Source organism: Pseudarthrobacter sp. fls2-241-R2A-127 (assembly GCF_030209355.1).
Taxonomy (GTDB): domain Bacteria; phylum Actinomycetota; class Actinomycetes; order Actinomycetales; family Micrococcaceae; genus Arthrobacter.
This window is the reverse complement of record NZ_JARVSF010000006.1, coordinates 1-18,813: the sequence shown is the minus strand read 5'-3', so window position 1 is coordinate 18,813 and position 18,813 is coordinate 1. Positions and strand designations below refer to the sequence as shown.

Genomic DNA, 18,813 nt, shown 5'->3' with positions numbered 1-18,813 from the left:
CGAGCGGGCGGTCAGGCGGAGGCCAGTGCTGCCACCGGCTCCTTGGTGGAATCGGCCGGGACGGCAGACGTTGCCACGTTTGAGGCGTGTGCCGCGGCGGCCACGGCTGCCGCGACGTTGGCGGTCACGTGCGGATCGAAGATGCTCGGGATGATGTAGCTGGCATTGAGCTCATTATCATTCACCCGGTTGGCGATTGCCTCCGCGGCGGCCACCAGCATTTCCGGGGTGATGTCGCTGGCGCCGACGTCCAGGAGCCCGCGGAAGAGGCCCGGGAAGGCCAGGACGTTGTTGATCTGGTTGGGGAAATCGCTGCGTCCGGTGGCCACGACGGCGGCGTGGCGGGACGCGATGGCCGGATCCACCTCGGGGGTGGGGTTGGCCATGGCGAAAACGATGGAGTCCTTTGCCATGGAGGCGACGTGCTCTTCGTCCAGGATGTTCGGGGCGGATACACCGATGAAGACGTCGGCACCCACCAGGGCCTCGTGCAGGCTGCCGGAGAAGCCTTCCTGGTTGGTGTTTTCGGCGATCCAGGTGCGGTGCCCGTCGTCGTACTTCTCGCCCTTGTGGATGGCGCCGGAACGGCCGGCCGCCACGATGTGCCGGGCACCTTGGGCCTTGAGCAGCTGGATGATCGCCGAGCCGGCGGCGCCGACGCCGGAGACCACGATCTTCACGTCCTCGATCTTCTTGTCCACCACGCGGAGCGCGTTGACCAGGGCCGCGAGGGTGACGATGGCGGTGCCGTGCTGGTCATCGTGGAAGACCGGAATGTCGAGTTCTTCGCGCAGCCGCGCCTCGATCTCGAAGCAGCGGGGAGCGGCGATGTCCTCAAGGTTTACGCCGCCGAATACGGGTGCCAGGAGCTTGACGGTGCGGATGATCTCCTCGGTGTCCTGGGTATCAAGGCAGACCGGCCAGGCGTCCACGTTGGCGAACTGCTTGAACAGGGCGGCTTTGCCTTCCATCACCGGAAGCGCGGCGGCCGGACCGATGTTGCCCAGGCCCAGCACGGCGGAGCCATCGGTGACCACGGCGACGGTGTTCCGTTTGACGGTCAGGTTCCGGGCGGCTGCGGGGTCCTCGGCGATGGCCAGGCAAACGCGGGCGACGCCGGGAGTGTAGGCGCGGGACAGGTCGTCGCGGTTGCGCAGCGGGACCTTGGGGACCACCTCGAGCTTGCCGCCGAGGTGCATCAGGAAGGTGCGGTCCGAGACGTGCTGGACGGTCACGCCGTCGAGGGCGTTGAGGGCGTCCTTGACCCGGGCTGCATGGGCGTCGTCCGTCGTGTTGCACGTGACGTCGACAACGAGGGTCTCGTGGTGGGACTCAGTGACATCCAGTGCGGTGATGGCGGCGCCGGCCGCTCCCACGGCTGCCGCAAGCTCGCTGGTGGCGCTGAAGCTCGACGGAGCTTCCACGCGCAGGGTGATCGAATTTCCGGGGCTGGGGTTCGCCATTGAATGTCCTCCTGTTAGGCCTTGTCCGGCTTCTGTCTAATCCGAATATTTTCGTATTATGGATATTATTATCTACTTTATGGAAACACAACCCCTTCGCGATATGACTGCCGAGGGACGTCGCCGAGTACACGGCGGTGCTGTATGTTGGGTGTTCTAAGCGACTCTTTTCACGATGCGGATAAGAGTTGTCGGATTCCGAGCCATAGGAGACAACGGAATGGCAGAAAAAGCCTCTGGCGGAGTGCAGTCGGTGGAGCGCGTCTTCGAGCTGCTGGAGCTCATCACGGATGCCGGCGGCGACGTCACGCTCAGTGAACTGTCCTCCTCGACCGATTTGCCGCTCCCCACCATCCACCGCCTGCTCCGCACCCTGGTATCGCTCGGCTACATCCGCCAGCTGCCCAACCGGCGCTACGCCCTGGGCCCCCGGCTAATCCGGCTTGGCGAAGGCGCCAACAAGCAGCTCGGCGCCCTGGCCCGCCCCCAGCTCAAAACCCTGGTGGACCGCCTGGGGGAGACCTCCAACATGGCCGTGCTGGATTCGGACATGGTGATCTACGTGGCGCAGGTCCCGTCGCTGCACTCCATGCGCATGTTCACCGAGGTGGGCCGGCGTGCCCACACCCACGCCACCGGCGTCGGCAAGGCAATCCTGGCCCAGCTCGACGACGACACGGTCCGCGGCATCGTGGCCCGCGCCGGGATGCCCACGCCTACCGCGAAGAGCATCGGCGACGTCGATGAACTCCTGGCCGACCTCAAGCTCATCCGCGAGCGGGGCTACTCCATTGATGAGGAGGAGCAGGAGCTCGGCGTCCGCTGCTTTGCGATGGCGGTGCCCAATGCCCCTACGCCCACGGCGATCTCGGTATCCGGTCCGGTATCCAGGGTGGACGAGAACTTCGCTGACAAAGCCGTTCCCATCCTGCGCGAGGCCGCGGAGGCCATCTCCCGCGAGCTCAACAGCAACTGAGGCGCCCTGTGCGCAAGGCCTGAGCCGGCCACGCATGACGGCGGCCCCCTCCTTTCGGAGCGGGCCGCCGTCATTGTTTGCCGGGAAGGTCAGTGCCCCGGCGCCTTGTCCGCTTCCTGGACCGGGACTTCCTTGCCGTCGCAGTCGATAAGCTTGCCGTTCTCGAACCTGTCCCCGTCCGAGAGGCAGCGGAGGTCCTCCGCCTTGACCAGCCTCTCGGTGCCCGCGACGAAGACGGACTGGTTGTCCGAATTGCCGGCGCGGAAGTGGTTGAACAGCAGGTTCAGCAGGATCGCCATGACGGCGGCTGAGCTGATGCCGGAGTGGAAGATGGTGCCGAACCAGGACGGGAACTGGTCGTAGAACGTGGGCGCGGCGATGGGGATCATCCCGAAGCCGATGGATGCGGCCACCACGATCAGGTTCATGTTGTTCTTGTAGTCCACCTTGGACAGGGTCCGGATGCCGCTGGCTGCCACCGTGCCGAAGAGCACGATGCCGGCTCCGCCCAGGACGGGCGTCGGCACTGCTGCCACCACGCGGCCCAGGACCGGGAGCAGGCCGAGGACCACCAGGATCACGCCGCCGGCACTGACCACAAACCGGCTCTTGACGCCGGTGATGGCCACCAGGCCGACGTTTTGGGCGAAGGCGCTCTGGGTGAAGGAATTGAAGAGGGGCGACACGGCGCTGGACAGCATATCCGCGCGCAAGCCGTTGCCGATCCTCTTGGAGTCCACCTTGGTGCCGACGATCTCGCCCACCGCAATGATGTCCGCGGACGTCTCCGTCAGGGTCACCAGGATGACGATCAGCATGGAGATGATGGCTGCGACCTCAAACGTGGGCGGTCCGAAGGCGAAGGGGGTGGGGAAGGCTACGATCTCGCCCTGGCCCACTTTGGAGAAATCGGCCATGCCGAAGACCACGGCGATGAGGGTGCCCAGGACCATGGCAAGGAGGATGGAAAGCCGGGAGATGGCCGCGCTGCCCACCTTGCTCAGGAGCAGGACGATGCCCATGGTGCCGGCGGCCAGGCCGATGTTGGCCACGCTGCCGTAGCTCGGAGCCTTGTTGTTGCCGCCCATGGCCCAGTTGGCCGCCACCGGCATCAGCGTCAGTCCGATGGTGGTGATCACGGTGCCGGTCACCACGGGTGGGAAGAAGCGGATGATCTTCGAGAACAGCGGAGTAATCAGCAGCCCGATCAGGGAGGCTGCAATGACGGATCCGAATACTGCCTGGATCCCGCCGCCGCCGTGCACGATTGCCACCATGGTGGAGACGCCGGCGAACGACACGCCCTGCACCAGAGGCAATTGCGAGCCGAAGAACGGAATGCCGACGGTCTGCAGGATGGTGGCGAGGCCGCCGACGAAGAGGCATGCCGCGATGAGCAGTCCGATGTCCTGGGAGTTCATTCCCGCGGCGGCGCCGATAATCAGGGGAGGGGCGATGATGCCGCCGTACATGGTCAGGACGTGCTGGAAGCCGTAGGCGAACATGCTTCCGATCGGGAGTCGCTGGTCTTCGGGGCGGCCATGCGGGGCGCCATTTCCAGCGGCAGTGGCGGCCGTTTTTTTCTTGGTGTTCATGGCAGACTTTCTTGGTTCATGGCAGACGTCATCGTCTGGCTAACTTGTGTCTGGCTAACAGGTAAGGCTGTGGGGTGGTTTTGACGGGCCCAGCCGGCGTGGCTGGGCCCGTCTGGCCGGGTGGCTCTAGCAGAAGCCTGCGATGCCCGACCATGCTGCGGGTGCCGCGGTTGCGTCATCACGCAGGACGGTCGCCTCGATCAGGCCGTACGGCCGGTCGGCCGCGAAGAAGACCTCATTGGGGTTGTCCAGGCCGAACGGCGAGAGGTCCACCAGGAAGTGGTGCTTGTTGGGCATCGAGAACTTGATTTCGTCGATCTCGCTGTGCGCCTCAAGGACCTTGGCGCCCATATCGAACAGGGTCTGCTGCAGGGCATGGGAGTAATTTTCGGTGAAGCCTTCGAGCAGGAGCCCCTTGACGTCGTCGTAATTCTTGTTGAAGTCCAGGCTGCTGAAGTCGGTTCCGGCCTTGAAGCGCCAGCGGGCGGAAACGTCCGTGGCGAGGATGCGGTCCGTGGTCTCCGGAAGCGTCGTGTAGCGGTCGCGGGGGTAGCCCACGAAGCCGGACTCTGTGGACTTCAGGACGGTCAGGTCCTTCAGCCCGGAGATCAGGTGGCTCGCGGATCCGTCGCGGACCAGGACCGCGGTGCGGACTTCCTGGCCGTTGCGGACGAACGAGTGGTCGTGTTCGCTGCCGTGCGCCTGGATACGGTTCCAGGCGTACGATTCCGCTTCCCACCGGCCGCCGGTGACCCAGTCGAAGCTGGAGGTGAAGTGCTCGCCGAGGCGCAGCAGGAACGCCTCCGGCGAACCGATGCCGTCCCGGGCGAAGGCGTAGATGGTGTTCTTCTGGGTATCCGTGGCCACAACGTGGGCGTTGTCGCCCTCAAGGTGGGCCGCGGCGAAGTCGCCCCGCAGCTGCGAGGTGACGTTCAGGTCTTCGATCTCGTGGCGGTTGGTGTCCCTGGTGATCTTGACGACGCGGACTTCGGCCTTGCCGTACTGGTTTTCGCCGAGAATGATCTTGCTGCTCATGGTCTTTTCCCAATCTCCGGTAAGTGGAACCAAGGTTCCATCACTGAAATTAAGCGCGCGTTTCAAGCGCGTTTCCGGTGGAGCCGACCCAACAAAAAAGAGCCGGCATCCATTGATGCCAGCTCATTACGACCCTGCCTGCTGCTCCCAGGTTACGTGACCTGCGCCACGAGTTGCCTACCAGCGTACCCCCGCCGGCCGGTGGTGTACATCACAACTCCAAAATTCGGTTTGTGACCGTATCTGCCGGGAAGGAGTTCCCATAGGTTATTGACGCCCCACTGTCCCCCTCCTAAACTTTCATAAAGCAGAATTTGCTTTCCGTAATACGAAAAAAGGAGGTTTCGATGTACCAGCAGGACACCCCACCCGTGCCGGCCGCCCCGGCCGCGGGAACTGGCGCGCAGGAGTTCTACCTCCCGCTCGGCGGCGGTATTGACCCGGACCTGTACGTGCCGGAGGAGCGGCACCATGAGCGCGGACGGTTCTCGCGCTGGGTTCACTCGCTGCCGGTATTCGGCCGCCGGATGTGAGTACCGTCCCCATCTACCTGCGGAATTGCTCCGGCAAAACACAAGTAGTCGCTACTGGCGACCCCGGCAGGGAACTCCCATAGCCTGAGGCGGTAAGTAGTTGCCCGGAGTTGGGCTCGCGTGCCTGCCCGGGCCGGACGCCAGTGAGCGCCGGGGAGGCGAGGATGCAGGACATGAAGGAGCAACCCCTTTCCCGACCTGGGCCGTGCGGGGCTTGCCCGTGAAGACCCGCATGCTGCAATGCCTGTGCTGCCTCCTGGTGATCGGAGGCCTTTCCGCCAGCGCGGTCCGCATCCCCGCGGAGACCGGCCTGTCTGCCGATCCCGCCGAGGCTGCCTCCGGGTCGCCCGGCGTCATCGTCCCCGCGCCCTCCGGCAGTCCGGGGAGTACCGTGACTGCCGCGCCGGCAGCGCCGCCGGACGCCCCGGCAGCGGCGCCCGGGCTGGATGCCTCCACTGGCCAGGCCACAGCGCCGGCCGACGCCGCCCCCTCCGACGCCGCCCCCGCCGACGCGCCGCCCGCCGATGACACGGCCCAGGACGACTCGCTAAAAGGCAAGCCGGTCGTGTCCAGCCAGGGACTGGAGCCCGCGGGGGTTCCGGGCACCTGGCACCTGGTGTTCGACGAAGAATTCAATACCCTGAACCCTGCTGTCTGGACCCCCTACTGGTTTAACGACTGCGATCCCAAATCCAAGATGAACGGGGTCAAGACCTGTTCCAGCAACGTCACGGTTGCCAACGGCGAGGCGGTCCTCCAGCTCTCCGACTCCGATTCCGGGGCGCTTCTGTCCACCAACCCCAAGGACGGGGTTTCCGGTCACGTGGGCTTCCAATACACCACGGGATACGTCGAGGCCAGGATCTATTTTCCCGGTACCTGCTCAGGCGGCATCTATAACTGGCCCGCCTGGTGGAGCACCGGCCAGTCGTATCCGAAAACCGGGGAGATTGACGTCGCGGAGCCCCTGGCGGGAAACATGACCACCGTCTACCACTCTGCGAGTGGCGGCGAACTGGGAAGCGCCATCGTGGGGTGCTGGGCCGGTGGGTACCACACCTACGGCGTGCACCGGATGGCAGGGGTCAACGACATCTACTTTGACGGCCGGCGGGTCTATTCCTACGCGTCCCAAGACGGCAATGCGCCGCACTACCTGATCCTGAACGTAGGCCTCAACCCCAACCAGAGGACGTTCGGCCCCGCAGGAGCCATCAAGGTGGACTGGGTTCGGGCCTGGCAGTAGCAGCAATATTCAGGAGCCGGACCGTCCTGGCCACTGCTTGCCTGCCCAGGGGTCGTAGTCCGCGATGAGGTCCTCCTGGGGAGGCCGTTCGGCCTCGGGGACGTGCTGGAGGTTCACACGGACCCGGTACCAGAGTGAGCTGGATCCGCGCATCCCATCAACAAGGACGTCGGCCGGCTGGAGCGCGCCAACAGCTGCGGGGTGCCGGCCCTTCCACTGGTCGAGGGCTGCCAGCGCCTCTGGTTTGGTCCTGGTCCGGGCCACCTCGATAAGCGGCATGAGTGACTGCCGGCGGCCGGTCCCGTTGCCGCTGCGGGGAGCCTTCTCCGCCGGGCCCAGTTCCTTCGCCAGGGCAAGGAGCCCGTCGAGCATGCCTGCCGCGTCATCGATTCCGTCGTGCGGATCGCCGATGTCCGCGAAGCGCTGCGGCACCGTCTGCACAGTGAACTGTTCCGGCCGGGCGGTACGGACCTCCTCCCATGTGAGCGGGGCTGACACCCGGGCGTCAGGCAGCGGCCTGACGGAGTAGGCGGAGGCAACGGTGCGGTCCTTGGCGTTCTGGTTGAAGTCCACGAACACGCTCTCGCCGCGTTCCTCCTTCCACCATCGTGCCGTGGCGAGGCCGGGAGCGCGGGTTTCCACCTCCCGTGCAAGGGTTTCGGCGGCGAGCCGGACATCGCGGTACGACCACTGCGGGGCGATGCGCACCAGGATATGCAGCCCCCGTGATCCGCTGGTCTTCGGCCAGCCCAACAGCCCCGCGTCGTCCAGGACCTCCCGGGCCACGTAGGCGACGTCCACGATCTGCGACCAGTCCACGCCGGGCATCGGATCGAGGTCCACCCGCAGTTCGTCCGGGTGCTCCAGGTCTTCAGCCCGCACGGGGTGCGGATTCAGGTCCAGGCAGCCAAGGTTGATGACCCAGGCCAGTCCCGCCGCATTACGGATCACGGCTTCTTCCGCCGACGTGCCGGACGCATAGTGCAGGGTGGTGGTGTCGATGAAAGGCGGGTGGTTCTCCGGCACGCGTTTTTGGAAGAAGGGCTCGGCGTCGATGCCCTTGGGGAACCGCTTGAGCACCATCGGCCGCCCTCCGGCGCCGCGCAGCGCACCGTCCGCCACGGCCAGGTAATACCGCACCAGGTCCAGCTTGGTCAGCCCGGGCTCCGGGAATACCACCTTGTCCGGGCTCGAGATCCGGACCTCAACACCCTCGATGTCCAGGACCTCGGCCGGCGTCTTTGACGGAGTCATGCCGCCACGGTAGCAGCGGCCGGGAACTGTGTCAGCCGTTCACCAAGCGCTTTGCCGCCGCTGAATGCTCCGCGATGAGCCCTGCGATGTCCAGGCCGGGGATTTGTCCGTCCACGACGCGCCACTGGCCGCCCACCATTACCCGGTCGGCGCGGTCGGCGGCGCACAACAACAGGGCGGCGATGGGGTCGTGGCTGCCGGAGAATCGCAGGTCATCGAGCCTGAAAAGGGCAAGGTCCGCCTGCATGCCCGGAGCCAGCTGGCCCAGGCCGGGCCGTCCCAGTACCGCGGCCGAACCACGAGTGGCCCAGCCCAGTGCCCGCTCCACCGGGACATCGGCGCCATAACGAAGGCGTTGGAGGTACAGCGCCTGCCGCGCCTCCATGATCATGTTGGAGGCATCGTTCGACGCCGACCCGTCTACTCCCAGCCCCACCGGAACACCCGCGTCCTCAAGTTCCAGGACCCGGGCCGTGCCTGAGGCGAGCCGCATGTTGGAGGTGGGGCAGTGGGCGACGGCGGTCCCCGCCGAGCCGAGGCGGGCGATCTCCGCATCGCTGAAGTGGATCCCATGTCCCAGCCAGGTGCGGTCGGTCAGCCAGCCCACGCTGTCCAGGTAGTCCACGGTCCGCAGTCCGAACATCTCCCGGCAGAAGTCTTCCTCGTCGAGGGTTTCGGCCAGGTGGGTGTGCAGCCGGACGTCCAGCCGTTCGGCTAGCGCGGCGCTCTCGGCCATGATTTCCTTGGTGACGGAGAACGGAGAGCACGGTGCCAGGGCGATCTGGATGACGGCGTCCTCCCCGCGCTCGTGGTAGGCGCCGATCAGCCGTTCACTGTCCGCCAGCACCACGTCCGGTGCCTGGACCGTTGACTGCGGCGGCAGGCCGCCGTCGTCCGTTCCCAGCGTCATGGAGCCGCGCGTGAGTGTTGCCCGCATGCCCAGCCGGCGCACTGCCGCCACCTCGATGTCGATGGCATCCTCCAGGCCGGCGGGAAAGAGGTAATGGTGGTCCGCGGCGGTGGTGCATCCGCTGAGCAGCAGTTCCGCGAGGGCGGCGGTGGCTGCGAGTTCCACATCCTTGGGCGTGAGCCGGGCCCAGACCGGATACAGGTTCTGCAGCCAGGGGAACAGCGGGGCGTTAGCCACCGGCCCCCAGGCGCGGGTGAGCGTTTGGTAGAAGTGGTGGTGCGTGTTGACCAGGCCAGGCAGCAGCACGTGGCTGCCGGCGTCGAACGTCTCGGTACAGGGTTCGGACGGGTTTTGCCCGGCCGCCAGGACTTCGGTGATGACGCCGCCGCTGATGACCAATCCGCCGGAGGCGTCAAGGTTGTTGGCGGTGAATGCGGCCTGCGGATTCCGGATCCAGAGTGCGGGTGCGGGTGTGGGAAGGGTCTGGTGCATGGGGTGTTCCTGTCCTGAGCGTGGTGGCGTTTGTTCCAGCTCAGTGAGGCCCTGTCTGCTGATCCAGGTAGCCGCGGCGGGGCCGCGGATTCGACGAGGTTAGCCAGCCCGGGTGCGGGGCGTCAATACCGGCGGGATGTGACTGGGGGAGGGTTAACAACCCGAAACATGGATTTCACATAGCGAAATTAAATTTCCAGAAAACTATGGCGCGGACCACAAACCGGTGCTAATCTCGATTCTGCCAAAGGCGGGCACCCGAACCCGGGAAGCTATCTACCAGGCGCAACTTAACCTTCACAGCACATGCTGAAGCCTGGTAACCGTCGCACCTGGTTCTACTGGTCCTTGCACGGCAGCAGGCTTCCCGGCAAAAGGAAGTCGCATCATGAGTACCACCGTCACGGCCGAGCAGTTCCTGGCCAGATCCATCCGGCTGGCAACAGCCAACGTCCTCAACAGCGGCGGCCCCTTCGGCGCCATGATCGTCACCGCGGACGGCACAACCTTCGACGGCGTCAACCGCGTCACCGCGGACAACGATCCCACGGCCCACGCCGAAGTCACCGCCATCCGCACCGCCTGCCGCGAACTCGGCACCTTCGACCTCAGCGGCGCCACCCTCTACACCAGCTGCGAGCCTTGCCCGATGTGCCTGGCCTCGGCCCTCTGGGCACGGGTTGACCGCGTGGTCTACGCCGCCGACCGGCACGATGCCGCCTCGGTAGGCTTCGACGACGCCGTCTTCTACGAATACTTCGAAAACCAGGACAGGGACTCCCTGATGCCGGTATCCAAGCTGGAACTGGGCGATCCCCAGGCCCCGGCACCGTTGGAGCCGTTCAATACCTGGAACACGCTCGAATCCAGGATCGACTACTAGGCCGGGCGGCTGAGATGACAATTCTGGACCATTCCCACGAGGAGCATCCGGCTCCAACCACAAGCACGTCGCGGCGGGCGCCGCGCACCCCCGCGCAGGAGTCTCCCCTTCCCGGGCGGCCGGCGTCGGGCTCCTTCCTGGACCGCTTCTTCCAGATCACCCGGCGCGGCTCAACCCTTGCCCGCGAATTCCGTGGCGGCCTGGTCACCTTCTTCACCATGGCGTACATCGTCATCCTGAACCCCCTCATCCTCGGCGGGTTCAGCGCGGACAACGCCCCCACCGACGTCGCCGGGGGCTGGTTGTCCGCATCCCAGGTAGGCGCCGTCACCGGCCTCACCGCCGGCGTGATGACCATCCTGTTCGGCCTCATCGCCAACCTGCCGTTCGGGCTCGCCGCGGGACTGGGTATCAACTCCTTCCTGGCCGTCTCGGTGATCCACGAGGTCACCTGGCCCGAGGCCATGGGGCTGGTGGTCATCAACGGCATCCTGATCGTCCTGTTCGGCGTCACCGGCGCCCGGACCGCCATCTTCAGGGCTGTCCCCAAAGAACTCAAGGCCGCCATCACCGTGGGCATCGGCCTGTTCATCGCCTTCATCGGGTTCGTTGACTCCGGCTTCGTCCGGCCCACCACAGGCGGCCCGCCCGTTCAACTGGGCGACGGCGGCTCCATCACCTCCGTGCCAACGCTTGTCTTCGTCGTCGGGCTCCTCGCCATGGGCATCCTCGTGGCGCGCAAGGTACAGGGCGGCCTGCTCATCGGCATCGTCGGCACCACCGTGCTGGCCGCCGTCGTCGAAGCCATCATGAAACTGGGCCCTGCCAGCGCCACCAACCCCGGCGGCTGGCACCTGAACACTCCTGTCCTGTCCGGACAGCTGGTATCCGCACCGGACCTGGGCCTGGTGGGCCACTTCGACCTCTTTGGCTCGTTCAGCCGGATCGGCGGACTGGCGGCCACCATGCTGGTCTTCACCCTGGTGTTCACCAACTTCTTCGACGCCATGGGCACCATGACCGGCCTGGCCAAGAGCGCCGGAGTGGCCCATAAAGACGGCACGTTCCCGCGGCTGAAATCGGCCTTCATCGTTGAAGGCTTCGGCGCTGTGGCCGGCGGCGCTACCTCCGGTTCGTCCAACACGGTGTACATCGACTCCGCGGCAGGGATCGGTGAAGGCGCGCGGACCGGGCTGGCATCGGTTGTCACCGGCCTGCTGTTCCTGGGCTCAATGTTCCTCACCCCGCTCACCAGCGTGGTGCCGCTCGAAGTCGCCGCCGCCGCGCTGGTGGTGGTGGGCGCCATGATGATGGCCCAGATCCGCGAGATCAAGTTCACCAAGTTCACCGTGGCGCTGCCGGCCTTCCTCACTATCGTGACCATGCCGCTGAGCTACTCGATCGCCAACGGCATCGGCGTCGGCTTCGTGAGTTGGGCGGTCATCGGGGCCGCGTCAGGCAAGGCGAAAAAGATCCATCCCCTGATGTGGGTGGTGAGCGCCGGCTTCCTGGTGTACTTCGCCCGCGGACCGATCAACCTCCTGCTGGCCGGCTGATCGTTGCCCCAACCCGGCCGGGGGCCGGGCCAATGCTTGGCCCGGCCCCTGGCAGGACACACAATGGACACCACCGCCGCGCGGACGAAGGAGTGCCGCCATGCTTGACCTGATCCCTTCGCTCGGCCCCTGGCTGCCACGGCTCGCGGACCGGCAGTTCGCCGTGGCCACCATCGTGGCAGCCTCCGGTTCGGTGCCCCGCCCCGTGGGGACCTCCATGCTCGTCACGGAATCCGGTGAGGTGCTGGGCAGCCTCTCGGGAGGTTGCGTGGAAGGCGCCGTGGTGGCGCTCGCCCAGGAGGCAATGGTCGACGACGTCCCGCGCCACAACGTCTTCGGTTTCAGTTCCGCCGACGCCTTCGCCGCCGGGCTCACCTGCGGGGGAGAACTCGCCATCCATATCCAGCCCGTCCCCGCCGCAGCCGCCCACCCCCTGCGGACGGCCCTGCTGCAACTCGCCGGCCTTGGCCCGGGCCAATCCGTGGCGTTGGTACGTGGGTTGGGCAGCCTGGGCGCTACCGCCGTCGTAGTTCCCCATCCGGAGGCGTTTCGTCTGGCGGCGGAGCCGCAGTTGGCGTCGCTGCTGCACGGTGAACCCGCTGCCCAGGTGGAATCCATGGTGCACCGTGGCGGCCCATGCGTGGTGCGCGTTGCCCAGGCGGGGGAGTGCCCCTCGGACCCCACCAACCAGGCCCATCCTTCCACCGGGTCCGCCATCCTGGTGGAGTCCCGGCTGGCCCCGCCACGCATGCTGGTGTTCGGTGCCAACGACTTCGGTGCGGCCCTGGTACCGGCCGCGAAGCTGCTGGGCTACCACGTGACCCTGGTGGATGCCCGGCCCGCTTTTGCCGGCCAGCCGCGCTTCGCCGCCGCAGACCAGGTGGTGACGGACTGGCCGCACCGGTACCTGGCGGCGGAAGCGGCGGCCGGGCGGACCGATCACCGCACCGTGGCCGCGGTCCTCACCCATGACCCCAAGTTCGACATTCCGCTGCTGGAGGCCGCGCTGGCCCTCGACCTCGCCTACGTGGGCGCCATGGGATCCCGCCGCAGCCACCTCCAGCGGATCGAGGAGCTCCTCAGCGCCGGAGTCCTGCCGGAACGCATTGCCCGGCTGCACTCACCCATCGGCCTGGACCTCGGCGCCGTCACCCCTGCCGAGGTGGCGGTGTCCGTCACCGCGGAGCTCATCGCCGCGCGCAGCCGCGCCGCCACCTGCGCGCCGCTGCGCGACACCACCGGCACCATCCACCACCGTGCGCCGGCAACGGCGCCCACAGACCTTAACCCGCAGGAGATCGCATGGACATGAACACAATCGAGGCGGTGGTCCGCACCACCGACCCCGCACAATGGCGCGACGGCGACGCCTGGCTGGCCGGCGGCACGGTCCTCTTTTCCTACGGCAGCTATGCCTTCGGGCCCCAGCCCCTCAAACGGCTGCTGGACCTCGGCTCAGCCGGATGGACCCCGATCACCGTCACCGACGACGGAATCGGCCTCTCTGCCACCTGCACCATTGCCGAGCTGTACACGCTGCCCGGCATGGCCGGTTCGGAGGGCGGCGGCTGGCCCGGGCTGGACCTGGTCCGGGCCTGCTGCGATTCCTTCGTGGCCTCGTTCAAGGTGTGGAACATGTCCACCGTGGGCGGCAACCTCTGCACGTCCCTGCCCGCCGGGCCCGTGATTTCCCTGTGCGCCGGGCTGGACGGCGTGGCCACCATCCTTTCCCCCGGCGGCGGAAGCCGTACCGTCCCCGTGGCGGATTTCGTGACCGGAGACGCCACCAACTGCCTGGCACCGGGCGAGTTGCTCCGCAGCGTCCACCTCCCGGCGTCGGCCCTCTCCGCACCCGTGGCGTTCCGCCGCCTGTCCTTGAGTAACCTGGGCCGGTCCGGGGTGCTCCTGGTCGGACGGCTCGACGCCGGCACGTCCCTGGTCCTGACCGTCACCGCCGCCACCAAACGCCCGGTACAGCTCCGCTTCGAGGACCTGCCCGACGCCGACCGGCTGGCAGCTGCCCTCGACGACGCCATCCCGGCCGACCTCTACCACGACGACATCCACGGGCTGCCGGCCTGGCGCCGCGACATGACATACCGGCTCGCGGAGGAAATCCGTGCCGAGCTCGCCGCGCCGGCCGGTGCGCCCGGGCTGCGTTTCTCCGGAGACTTCTGGCCACCGCGCGCCGGCGCAGCACCGGCCGCCGGATCCACCACACGTTCGAAAGGGGCCTGAGCATGGCCATCGAGATCAATGGCACCACGGCTGAGGCGGCTCCGCGGCCCGGGCAGTGCCTCCGCACGTTCCTGCGCGAGCAGGGCAACCTGGGCGTGAAGAAAGGCTGCGACGGCGGCGACTGCGGTGCCTGCACGGTGCATGTGGACGGCACCCCGGTCCACAGCTGCATTTACCCGGCGGTCCGCGCCGAGGGCCGTGCGGTGACCACCATCGAGGGGCTGGCCGGCACCACTGACGGCGGCCTGCATCCGGTGCAGCAGCAGTTCCTGCAGCGTCAGGGGTTCCAATGCGGCTTCTGCACGGCAGGCATGGTGATGACGGCTGCCACGTTCGACGACGGGCAAAGGGACAACCTGCCCCGCAACCTCAAAGGCAATCTCTGCCGGTGCACCGGCTACCGTGCCATCGCCGATGCCGTCTGCGGGAACGCGGGCCACCCGGATCCCGCGGGGCCTGGCTCGGGCATCGCGGGGGAGGGGCAGCCGGATCCTGAACCGGGCCGGCTGGGCGACGACGTCCCGGCCCCGGCCAGCCGCGCCGTGGTCACCGGGGCTGCGCGCTACACCCTGGACGTCCCCCCGGAGCAGCAGCAAGGACTGCTGCACCTGAAGATCCTGCGGTCGCCGCACGCGCACGCCCGGGTTGTGTCCATTGATAAGGACGCTGCGCTGAACGTGCCCGGCGTGGTGGCTGTCCTGACCTCCGAGGACGCACCAGCGCAACTTTTTTCCACGGCCCAGCACGAGCTCTTCACCGATGACCCGGACGATACCCGGGTCCTCGATGACGTGGTGCGCTTTCGCGGCCAGCGGGTGGCCGCCGTCGTCGCGGAGTCGGTGGCTGCGGCGGAAGCCGGCGTCCGGGCCCTGCAGGTGGAGTACCAGGAGCTCCCGGCGGTCTTCTCGCCGCAGGAAGCCCTGCTCCCCGGCGCCGCCCTGGTCCACGGAGACAAGGATGCCGTGAAAGCGCGCATCTCCCGCCCGGAGCGGAACGTGGTGGCTGAGCTGCACTCGGAACTCGGCGACGTCGCCGAGGGCTTCGCCGCCTCTGACTTCATCCACGAACAGACGTACCAAACCCAGCGGGTGCAGCACGTTGCCCTGGAAACCCATGCCGCCATCGCCTCCGTGGACGACGAGGGACGACTCCAGGTCCGCACCTCCAGCCAAGTCCCGTTCCTGGTCCGGCGTACGCTGTGCCGGGTCTTCGGCCTCGAAGAGGACCGCGTGCACGTGGTGGCAGGTCGCGTTGGCGGCGGATTTGGCGGCAAGCAGGAAGTCCTCACCGAGGACCTCGTGGCGCTCGCAGCCCTGAAGCTGAAGCGGCCGGTCCAGCTGGAACTGACCCGCACGGAACAGTTCACCGCCACCACAACCCGGCACCCGTTCACCATCAAGCTGAAAGCAGGTGCCGCCAAGGACGGCCGGCTGACGGCCCTGCAACTGGACGTGGTCACCAACACCGGCGCCTACGGCAACCACGGCCCGGGCGTCATGTTCCACGGCTGCGGCGAGTCGCTTGCCGTCTACAAGTGCGCGAACAAGAAGGTGGACGCGCATGCGGTCTACACGAACACCGTTCCGGCCGGCGCGTTCCGCGGCTACGGGCTGAGCCAGATGATCTTCGCGATCGAGTCTGCGATGGACGAGCTGGCCGCCGGGATCGGAATGGATCCGCTGGAGTTCCGGCGGCGGAACATGGTCCGGGAAGGCGACCATATGCTCTCCACCCAGCCCGACCCGGAGGAGGACGTCCACTACGGCAGCTACGGACTGGACCAGTGCCTGGACCTTGTCCGGGACGCGCTGGACCGGGGCAGCGAACGCTACCGGGAGGCCGGGCTTGGGGACCTCGGGCCGGACTGGATGGTGGGTGAGGGCGCTGCCCTGTCCATGATCGATACCGTGCCGCCGCGCGGCCACTTTGCCCACTCCCACGTCCGGCTCCTGCCGGATGGAACGTACCAGGCCGACGTCGGGACCGCCGAGTTCGGCAACGGCACCACCACGGTGCACGCCCAGCTTGCCGCAACGGCGTTGTCCACGCAGGCGTCCCGCGTGGCAGTGCGGCAATCGGACACGGACCTTGTGGAGCACGATACCGGCGCGTTCGGTTCTGCAGGCACCGTGGTGGCCGGCAAAGCCACCCTTGAAGCAGCCGAAGAGTTGGCCATCCGGGTGCGGGCATTCGCGGCGGGTATCCGCCAAACGCAGGCCTCCGCGTGCGTCCTCGACGGCGACGCAGTGGTGGTCGACGGAACCCGCGTGGCACTGGCTGAACTGGCGCAGGCTGCCGCGGAGGCCGGCGTCGAACTCGCAGCCGAGGGCCGCTGGGGAGGGACGCCGCGCTCCGTCGCCTTTAACGTGCATGGCTTCCGGGTGGCGGTGAACCGAGGCACCGGCGAGCTGAAGATCCTGCAGAGCGTACAGGCCGCGGACGCCGGCGTAGTGGTCAACCCGCGCCAGTGCAGGGGACAGATCGAAGGCGGTATCGCCCAGGCCTTAGGTGCCACGCTGTACGAGGAAGTGGTGGTGAACGACGACGGCAAGGTCACCACGGACATCCTGCGGCAGTACCACATTCCTACTTTTGCGGACGTGCCGCGCAGCGAGGTGTACTTCGCGGACACCAATGACAAGCTGGGGCCGCTGGGTGCCAAGTCAATGAGTGAAAGTCCTTTCAACCCTGTGGCCCCGGCGCTGGCCAACGCGATCCGGAACGCCACCGGAGTGCGGTTCGCGTCCCTGCCGATCGCCCGTGACCGGATCTACCTGGGGCTGAAGGAGGCAGGGCTCGTTCGGGCGGAGGCGGAAGCGGTGCGCTGATCCAGGTGCAGCCCAGGTAAATTCATTCCGAGGATTCACCCAGCTTTGCCCCAAACCCATATAGTCGGGGGATGGAACAGCGGATTTTAGGCAAGACCGGACGGAACGTCTCCATCGTGGGGCTGGGCACCTGGCAGCTTGGCGCGGACTGGGGCACTTTGGACCCGGCCCAGGCCCAAGCGATCCTCGCCGCCTCCGTGGAGGCCGGCGTCACCTTCTTTGACACCGCGGATGTCTACGGCGATGGAAAGAGCGAGCAGGCCATCGGGAAATTCCTCGCGGACAACCCGGGGCACGGCGTCACCGTGGCCACCAAGATGGGCCGGCGCATGGAGCAGCGCCCCGAAAACTACAACCTGGCCAACTTCCGCCAGTGGGTGGACCGCTCCCGGAAGAACCTGGGCACTGACACCCTGGACCTGGTCCAGCTGCACTGCCCGCCCACGCCTGTGTACAGCAGCAACGAGGTGTACGACGCCCTGGACACCCTGGTGTCCGAAGGTGCCATCCGCAACTACGGTGTCAGCGTTGAGCGGACCGACGAGGCCCTGGAGGCCATCCGGCACGAGGGAACCGCGTCGGTCCAGATCATCCTGAACGCCTTCCGGCTCAAGCCGCTGGACGAGGTGCTGCCTGCCGCCAAGGCTGCAGGCGTGGGCATCATCGCCCGCGTGCCGTTGGCTTCCGGCCTGCTGTCCGGAAAGTACTCGAAGGACACCACGTTCGCGGAGAACGACCACCGGAACTACAACCGCAAGGGCGAGGCGTTCGACGTCGGAGAGACCTTCTCCGGTGTGGACTTTGACTTGGGCCTAAAGGCCGTGAAGGAGTTCGAGCAGCTGGTGCCGTCCGGTGCCACCACTGCGCAGGCGGCCATCGCCTGGATCGCGGCGCAGGATGGCGTCACCTCTGTCATCCCCGGCGCGCGCAACGTGGAGCAGGCCCAAGGCAACGCTGCCGCGGCCGGGGTAAGCATCGGCAAGGAGTTCGACGACGGCGTCCGCTGGATCTACGACCACTACTTCCGCGAGGCCATCCACCCGCGCTGGTAGGGTCCTGCTCGAAAGCACCCCGGTGACCGGCTCTCTCCAAGGCTTCGTAGAACGGCTGGCAGCCGTGGAACTTGCGCCCGCCTGTACCAACTTCTTTGACCACGAAGTGCCGGAAAATGCACTGCGCCGGCACAACCTGGAGCTCTACCTGCAGGAGATGCTGGACCGGCGCCCCTCGGTCCTGCTGGTGGGCGAGGCTCCGGGCTACAGGGGCATGCGTATCACCGGCGTGCCCTTCACCAACCGGGTCATCCTCGGAGGTCCAGCGAACAGCTTTGGGCTTTTTGGTCCGGGTAAAGCCTACGAGCTGCCGCCTGAGGCTGCCAGGGTTGCTGCCGAGCCAACGGCAACAGTGCTGTGGCAGGTTTTGGAAGAGGTGGGCTTCCTCCCGCTGCTGTGGAGTGCTTTTCCTTGGCACCCGCACCAACCGGGCAACCCCTTGTCCAACCGCACGCCCAAGCCGTCCGAAACCAAACTCGGCACGCCATTTTGGCAGGAACTGGCCGGGTTGTTCGGGATCAGCTCCATCGTGGCGGTGGGCAACGTGGCACGGCACAGCCTGCAGCGCAGCGGCCTGGATGCGCCCAGGATCAGGCATCCGGCCCATGGCGGCAGGTCCGGCTTCAAGCGCGGGCTGGAGCAGCTGCTGGAAGGCGGAATGCCGTCTTGAGCTGGCTTCCCTGCGGCCGCCCTTGATTGATGCTCCTATAGCTGTCAATTGGTGTTGAGCCAGTCTGAGTAGCGTTGGAAGA

General features: G+C 66.8%; 15 protein-coding genes. 10 read left to right on the top strand and 5 right to left on the bottom strand.

Annotated elements, in window-relative coordinates; all coding sequences use genetic code 11:
• Positions 1-11: 11 nt before the first annotated feature.
• Positions 12-1,463: an NAD-dependent malic enzyme gene (locus QRN53_RS03185; RefSeq protein ID WP_285242576.1), complete on the bottom strand. Its 1,452-nt coding sequence runs from the start codon at positions 1,461-1,463 to the stop codon at positions 12-14.
• Between the two features lie 220 nt (positions 1,464-1,683).
• Here QRN53_RS03185 and QRN53_RS03180 point away from each other — a divergent pair, with 220 nt between their 5' ends.
• Positions 1,684-2,439, top strand: a complete 756-nt coding sequence (locus QRN53_RS03180) for an IclR family transcriptional regulator (RefSeq protein WP_285242575.1) — start codon at positions 1,684-1,686, stop codon at positions 2,437-2,439.
• A gap of 89 nt (positions 2,440-2,528) precedes the next feature.
• Here the strand turns inward: QRN53_RS03180 and QRN53_RS03175 are convergent, their stop codons facing one another.
• The gene (locus QRN53_RS03175; protein WP_285242574.1) at positions 2,529-4,034 is read right to left on the bottom strand and encodes a nucleobase:cation symporter-2 family protein; all 1,506 of its coding nucleotides are present in this window, start codon (positions 4,032-4,034) and stop codon (positions 2,529-2,531) included.
• A 126-nt stretch (positions 4,035-4,160) separates the two neighbouring features.
• Complete coding sequence (gene pucL, locus QRN53_RS03170; RefSeq protein ID WP_285242573.1) at positions 4,161-5,069, bottom strand: factor-independent urate hydroxylase; 909 nt, start codon at positions 5,067-5,069, stop codon at positions 4,161-4,163.
• Between the two features lie 347 nt (positions 5,070-5,416).
• Between pucL and QRN53_RS03165 the strand changes: the two genes are divergently transcribed.
• Both QRN53_RS03165 and QRN53_RS03160 read left to right on the top strand, forming a co-directional pair.
• Positions 5,417-5,602, top strand: coding sequence for a hypothetical protein (locus tag QRN53_RS03165; protein WP_285242572.1), 186 nt, complete (start codon positions 5,417-5,419; stop codon positions 5,600-5,602).
• Positions 5,603-5,822: 220 nt separating this feature from the next.
• Positions 5,823-6,848 (top strand): glycoside hydrolase family 16 protein, encoded by a 1,026-nt coding sequence (locus QRN53_RS03160; RefSeq protein ID WP_285242571.1) that lies wholly within the window; start codon positions 5,823-5,825, stop codon positions 6,846-6,848.
• 9 nt (positions 6,849-6,857) lie between these two features.
• On the opposite strand, the gene ligD is transcribed toward QRN53_RS03160, so the two are convergent.
• A complete protein-coding gene (gene ligD, locus QRN53_RS03155; RefSeq protein ID WP_285242570.1) occupies positions 6,858-8,102 on the bottom strand; it encodes a non-homologous end-joining DNA ligase in 1,245 nt (414 codons plus the stop codon).
• 31 nt (positions 8,103-8,133) lie between these two features.
• Entirely contained in the window at positions 8,134-9,504 is a 1,371-nt protein-coding gene (locus tag QRN53_RS03150) for an 8-oxoguanine deaminase (protein ID WP_285242569.1), read from the bottom strand.
• 388 nt (positions 9,505-9,892) lie between these two features.
• Between QRN53_RS03150 and QRN53_RS03145 the strand changes: the two genes are divergently transcribed.
• From QRN53_RS03145 to QRN53_RS03115, 7 genes are all read left to right on the top strand, one after another.
• Positions 9,893-10,387: a nucleoside deaminase gene (locus tag QRN53_RS03145; RefSeq protein WP_221383463.1), complete on the top strand. Its 495-nt coding sequence runs from the start codon at positions 9,893-9,895 to the stop codon at positions 10,385-10,387.
• Between the two features lie 14 nt (positions 10,388-10,401).
• Positions 10,402-11,943, top strand: a complete 1,542-nt coding sequence (locus QRN53_RS03140) for an NCS2 family permease (RefSeq protein WP_285242568.1) — start codon at positions 10,402-10,404, stop codon at positions 11,941-11,943.
• A 100-nt stretch (positions 11,944-12,043) separates the two neighbouring features.
• Positions 12,044-13,255, top strand: a complete 1,212-nt coding sequence (locus tag QRN53_RS03135; protein ID WP_285242567.1) for an XdhC family protein — start codon at positions 12,044-12,046, stop codon at positions 13,253-13,255.
• The gene (locus QRN53_RS03130; protein WP_285242566.1) at positions 13,246-14,181 is read left to right on the top strand and encodes an FAD binding domain-containing protein; all 936 of its coding nucleotides are present in this window, start codon (positions 13,246-13,248) and stop codon (positions 14,179-14,181) included. The genes QRN53_RS03135 and QRN53_RS03130 overlap by 10 nt, the downstream gene beginning before the upstream one ends.
• 2 nt (positions 14,182-14,183) lie before the next feature.
• A complete protein-coding gene (locus QRN53_RS03125) occupies positions 14,184-17,009 on the top strand; it encodes a molybdopterin-dependent oxidoreductase (RefSeq protein ID WP_285242565.1) in 2,826 nt (941 codons plus the stop codon).
• Between the two features lie 71 nt (positions 17,010-17,080).
• Positions 17,081-18,061, top strand: coding sequence for an aldo/keto reductase (locus QRN53_RS03120; protein ID WP_285242564.1), 981 nt, complete (start codon positions 17,081-17,083; stop codon positions 18,059-18,061).
• A gap of 22 nt (positions 18,062-18,083) precedes the next feature.
• Positions 18,084-18,731 carry a uracil-DNA glycosylase gene (locus QRN53_RS03115; protein ID WP_285242563.1) on the top strand — a complete coding sequence of 216 codons (648 nt, stop codon included), beginning with the start codon at positions 18,084-18,086 and terminating at the stop codon, positions 18,729-18,731.
• The last annotated feature ends 82 nt before the right edge of the window (positions 18,732-18,813 follow it).

What these genes read in the sequence shown, in the direction of transcription:
- pucL (WP_285242573.1), bottom strand. Translation starts at nt 5,069, where the DNA reads ATGAGCAGCAAGATCATTCTCGGCGAAAACCAGTACGGCAAGGCCGAA.
- QRN53_RS03165 (WP_285242572.1), top strand. Translation starts at nt 5,417, where the DNA reads ATGTACCAGCAGGACACCCCACCCGTGCCGGCCGCCCCGGCCGCGGGA.
- QRN53_RS03120 (WP_285242564.1), top strand. Translation starts at nt 17,081, where the DNA reads ATGGAACAGCGGATTTTAGGCAAGACCGGACGGAACGTCTCCATCGTG.
- QRN53_RS03175 (WP_285242574.1), bottom strand. Translation starts at nt 4,034, where the DNA reads ATGAACACCAAGAAAAAAACGGCCGCCACTGCCGCTGGAAATGGCGCC.
- QRN53_RS03150 (WP_285242569.1), bottom strand. Translation starts at nt 9,504, where the DNA reads ATGCACCAGACCCTTCCCACACCCGCACCCGCACTCTGGATCCGGAAT.
- QRN53_RS03125 (WP_285242565.1), top strand. Translation starts at nt 14,184, where the DNA reads ATGGCCATCGAGATCAATGGCACCACGGCTGAGGCGGCTCCGCGGCCC.
- QRN53_RS03185 (WP_285242576.1), bottom strand. Translation starts at nt 1,463, where the DNA reads ATGGCGAACCCCAGCCCCGGAAATTCGATCACCCTGCGCGTGGAAGCT.
- QRN53_RS03145 (WP_221383463.1), top strand. Translation starts at nt 9,893, where the DNA reads ATGAGTACCACCGTCACGGCCGAGCAGTTCCTGGCCAGATCCATCCGG.
- QRN53_RS03130 (WP_285242566.1), top strand. Translation starts at nt 13,246, where the DNA reads ATGGACATGAACACAATCGAGGCGGTGGTCCGCACCACCGACCCCGCA.
- QRN53_RS03135 (WP_285242567.1), top strand. Translation starts at nt 12,044, where the DNA reads ATGCTTGACCTGATCCCTTCGCTCGGCCCCTGGCTGCCACGGCTCGCG.
- QRN53_RS03180 (WP_285242575.1), top strand. Translation starts at nt 1,684, where the DNA reads ATGGCAGAAAAAGCCTCTGGCGGAGTGCAGTCGGTGGAGCGCGTCTTC.
- QRN53_RS03140 (WP_285242568.1), top strand. Translation starts at nt 10,402, where the DNA reads ATGACAATTCTGGACCATTCCCACGAGGAGCATCCGGCTCCAACCACA.
- ligD (WP_285242570.1), bottom strand. Translation starts at nt 8,102, where the DNA reads ATGACTCCGTCAAAGACGCCGGCCGAGGTCCTGGACATCGAGGGTGTT.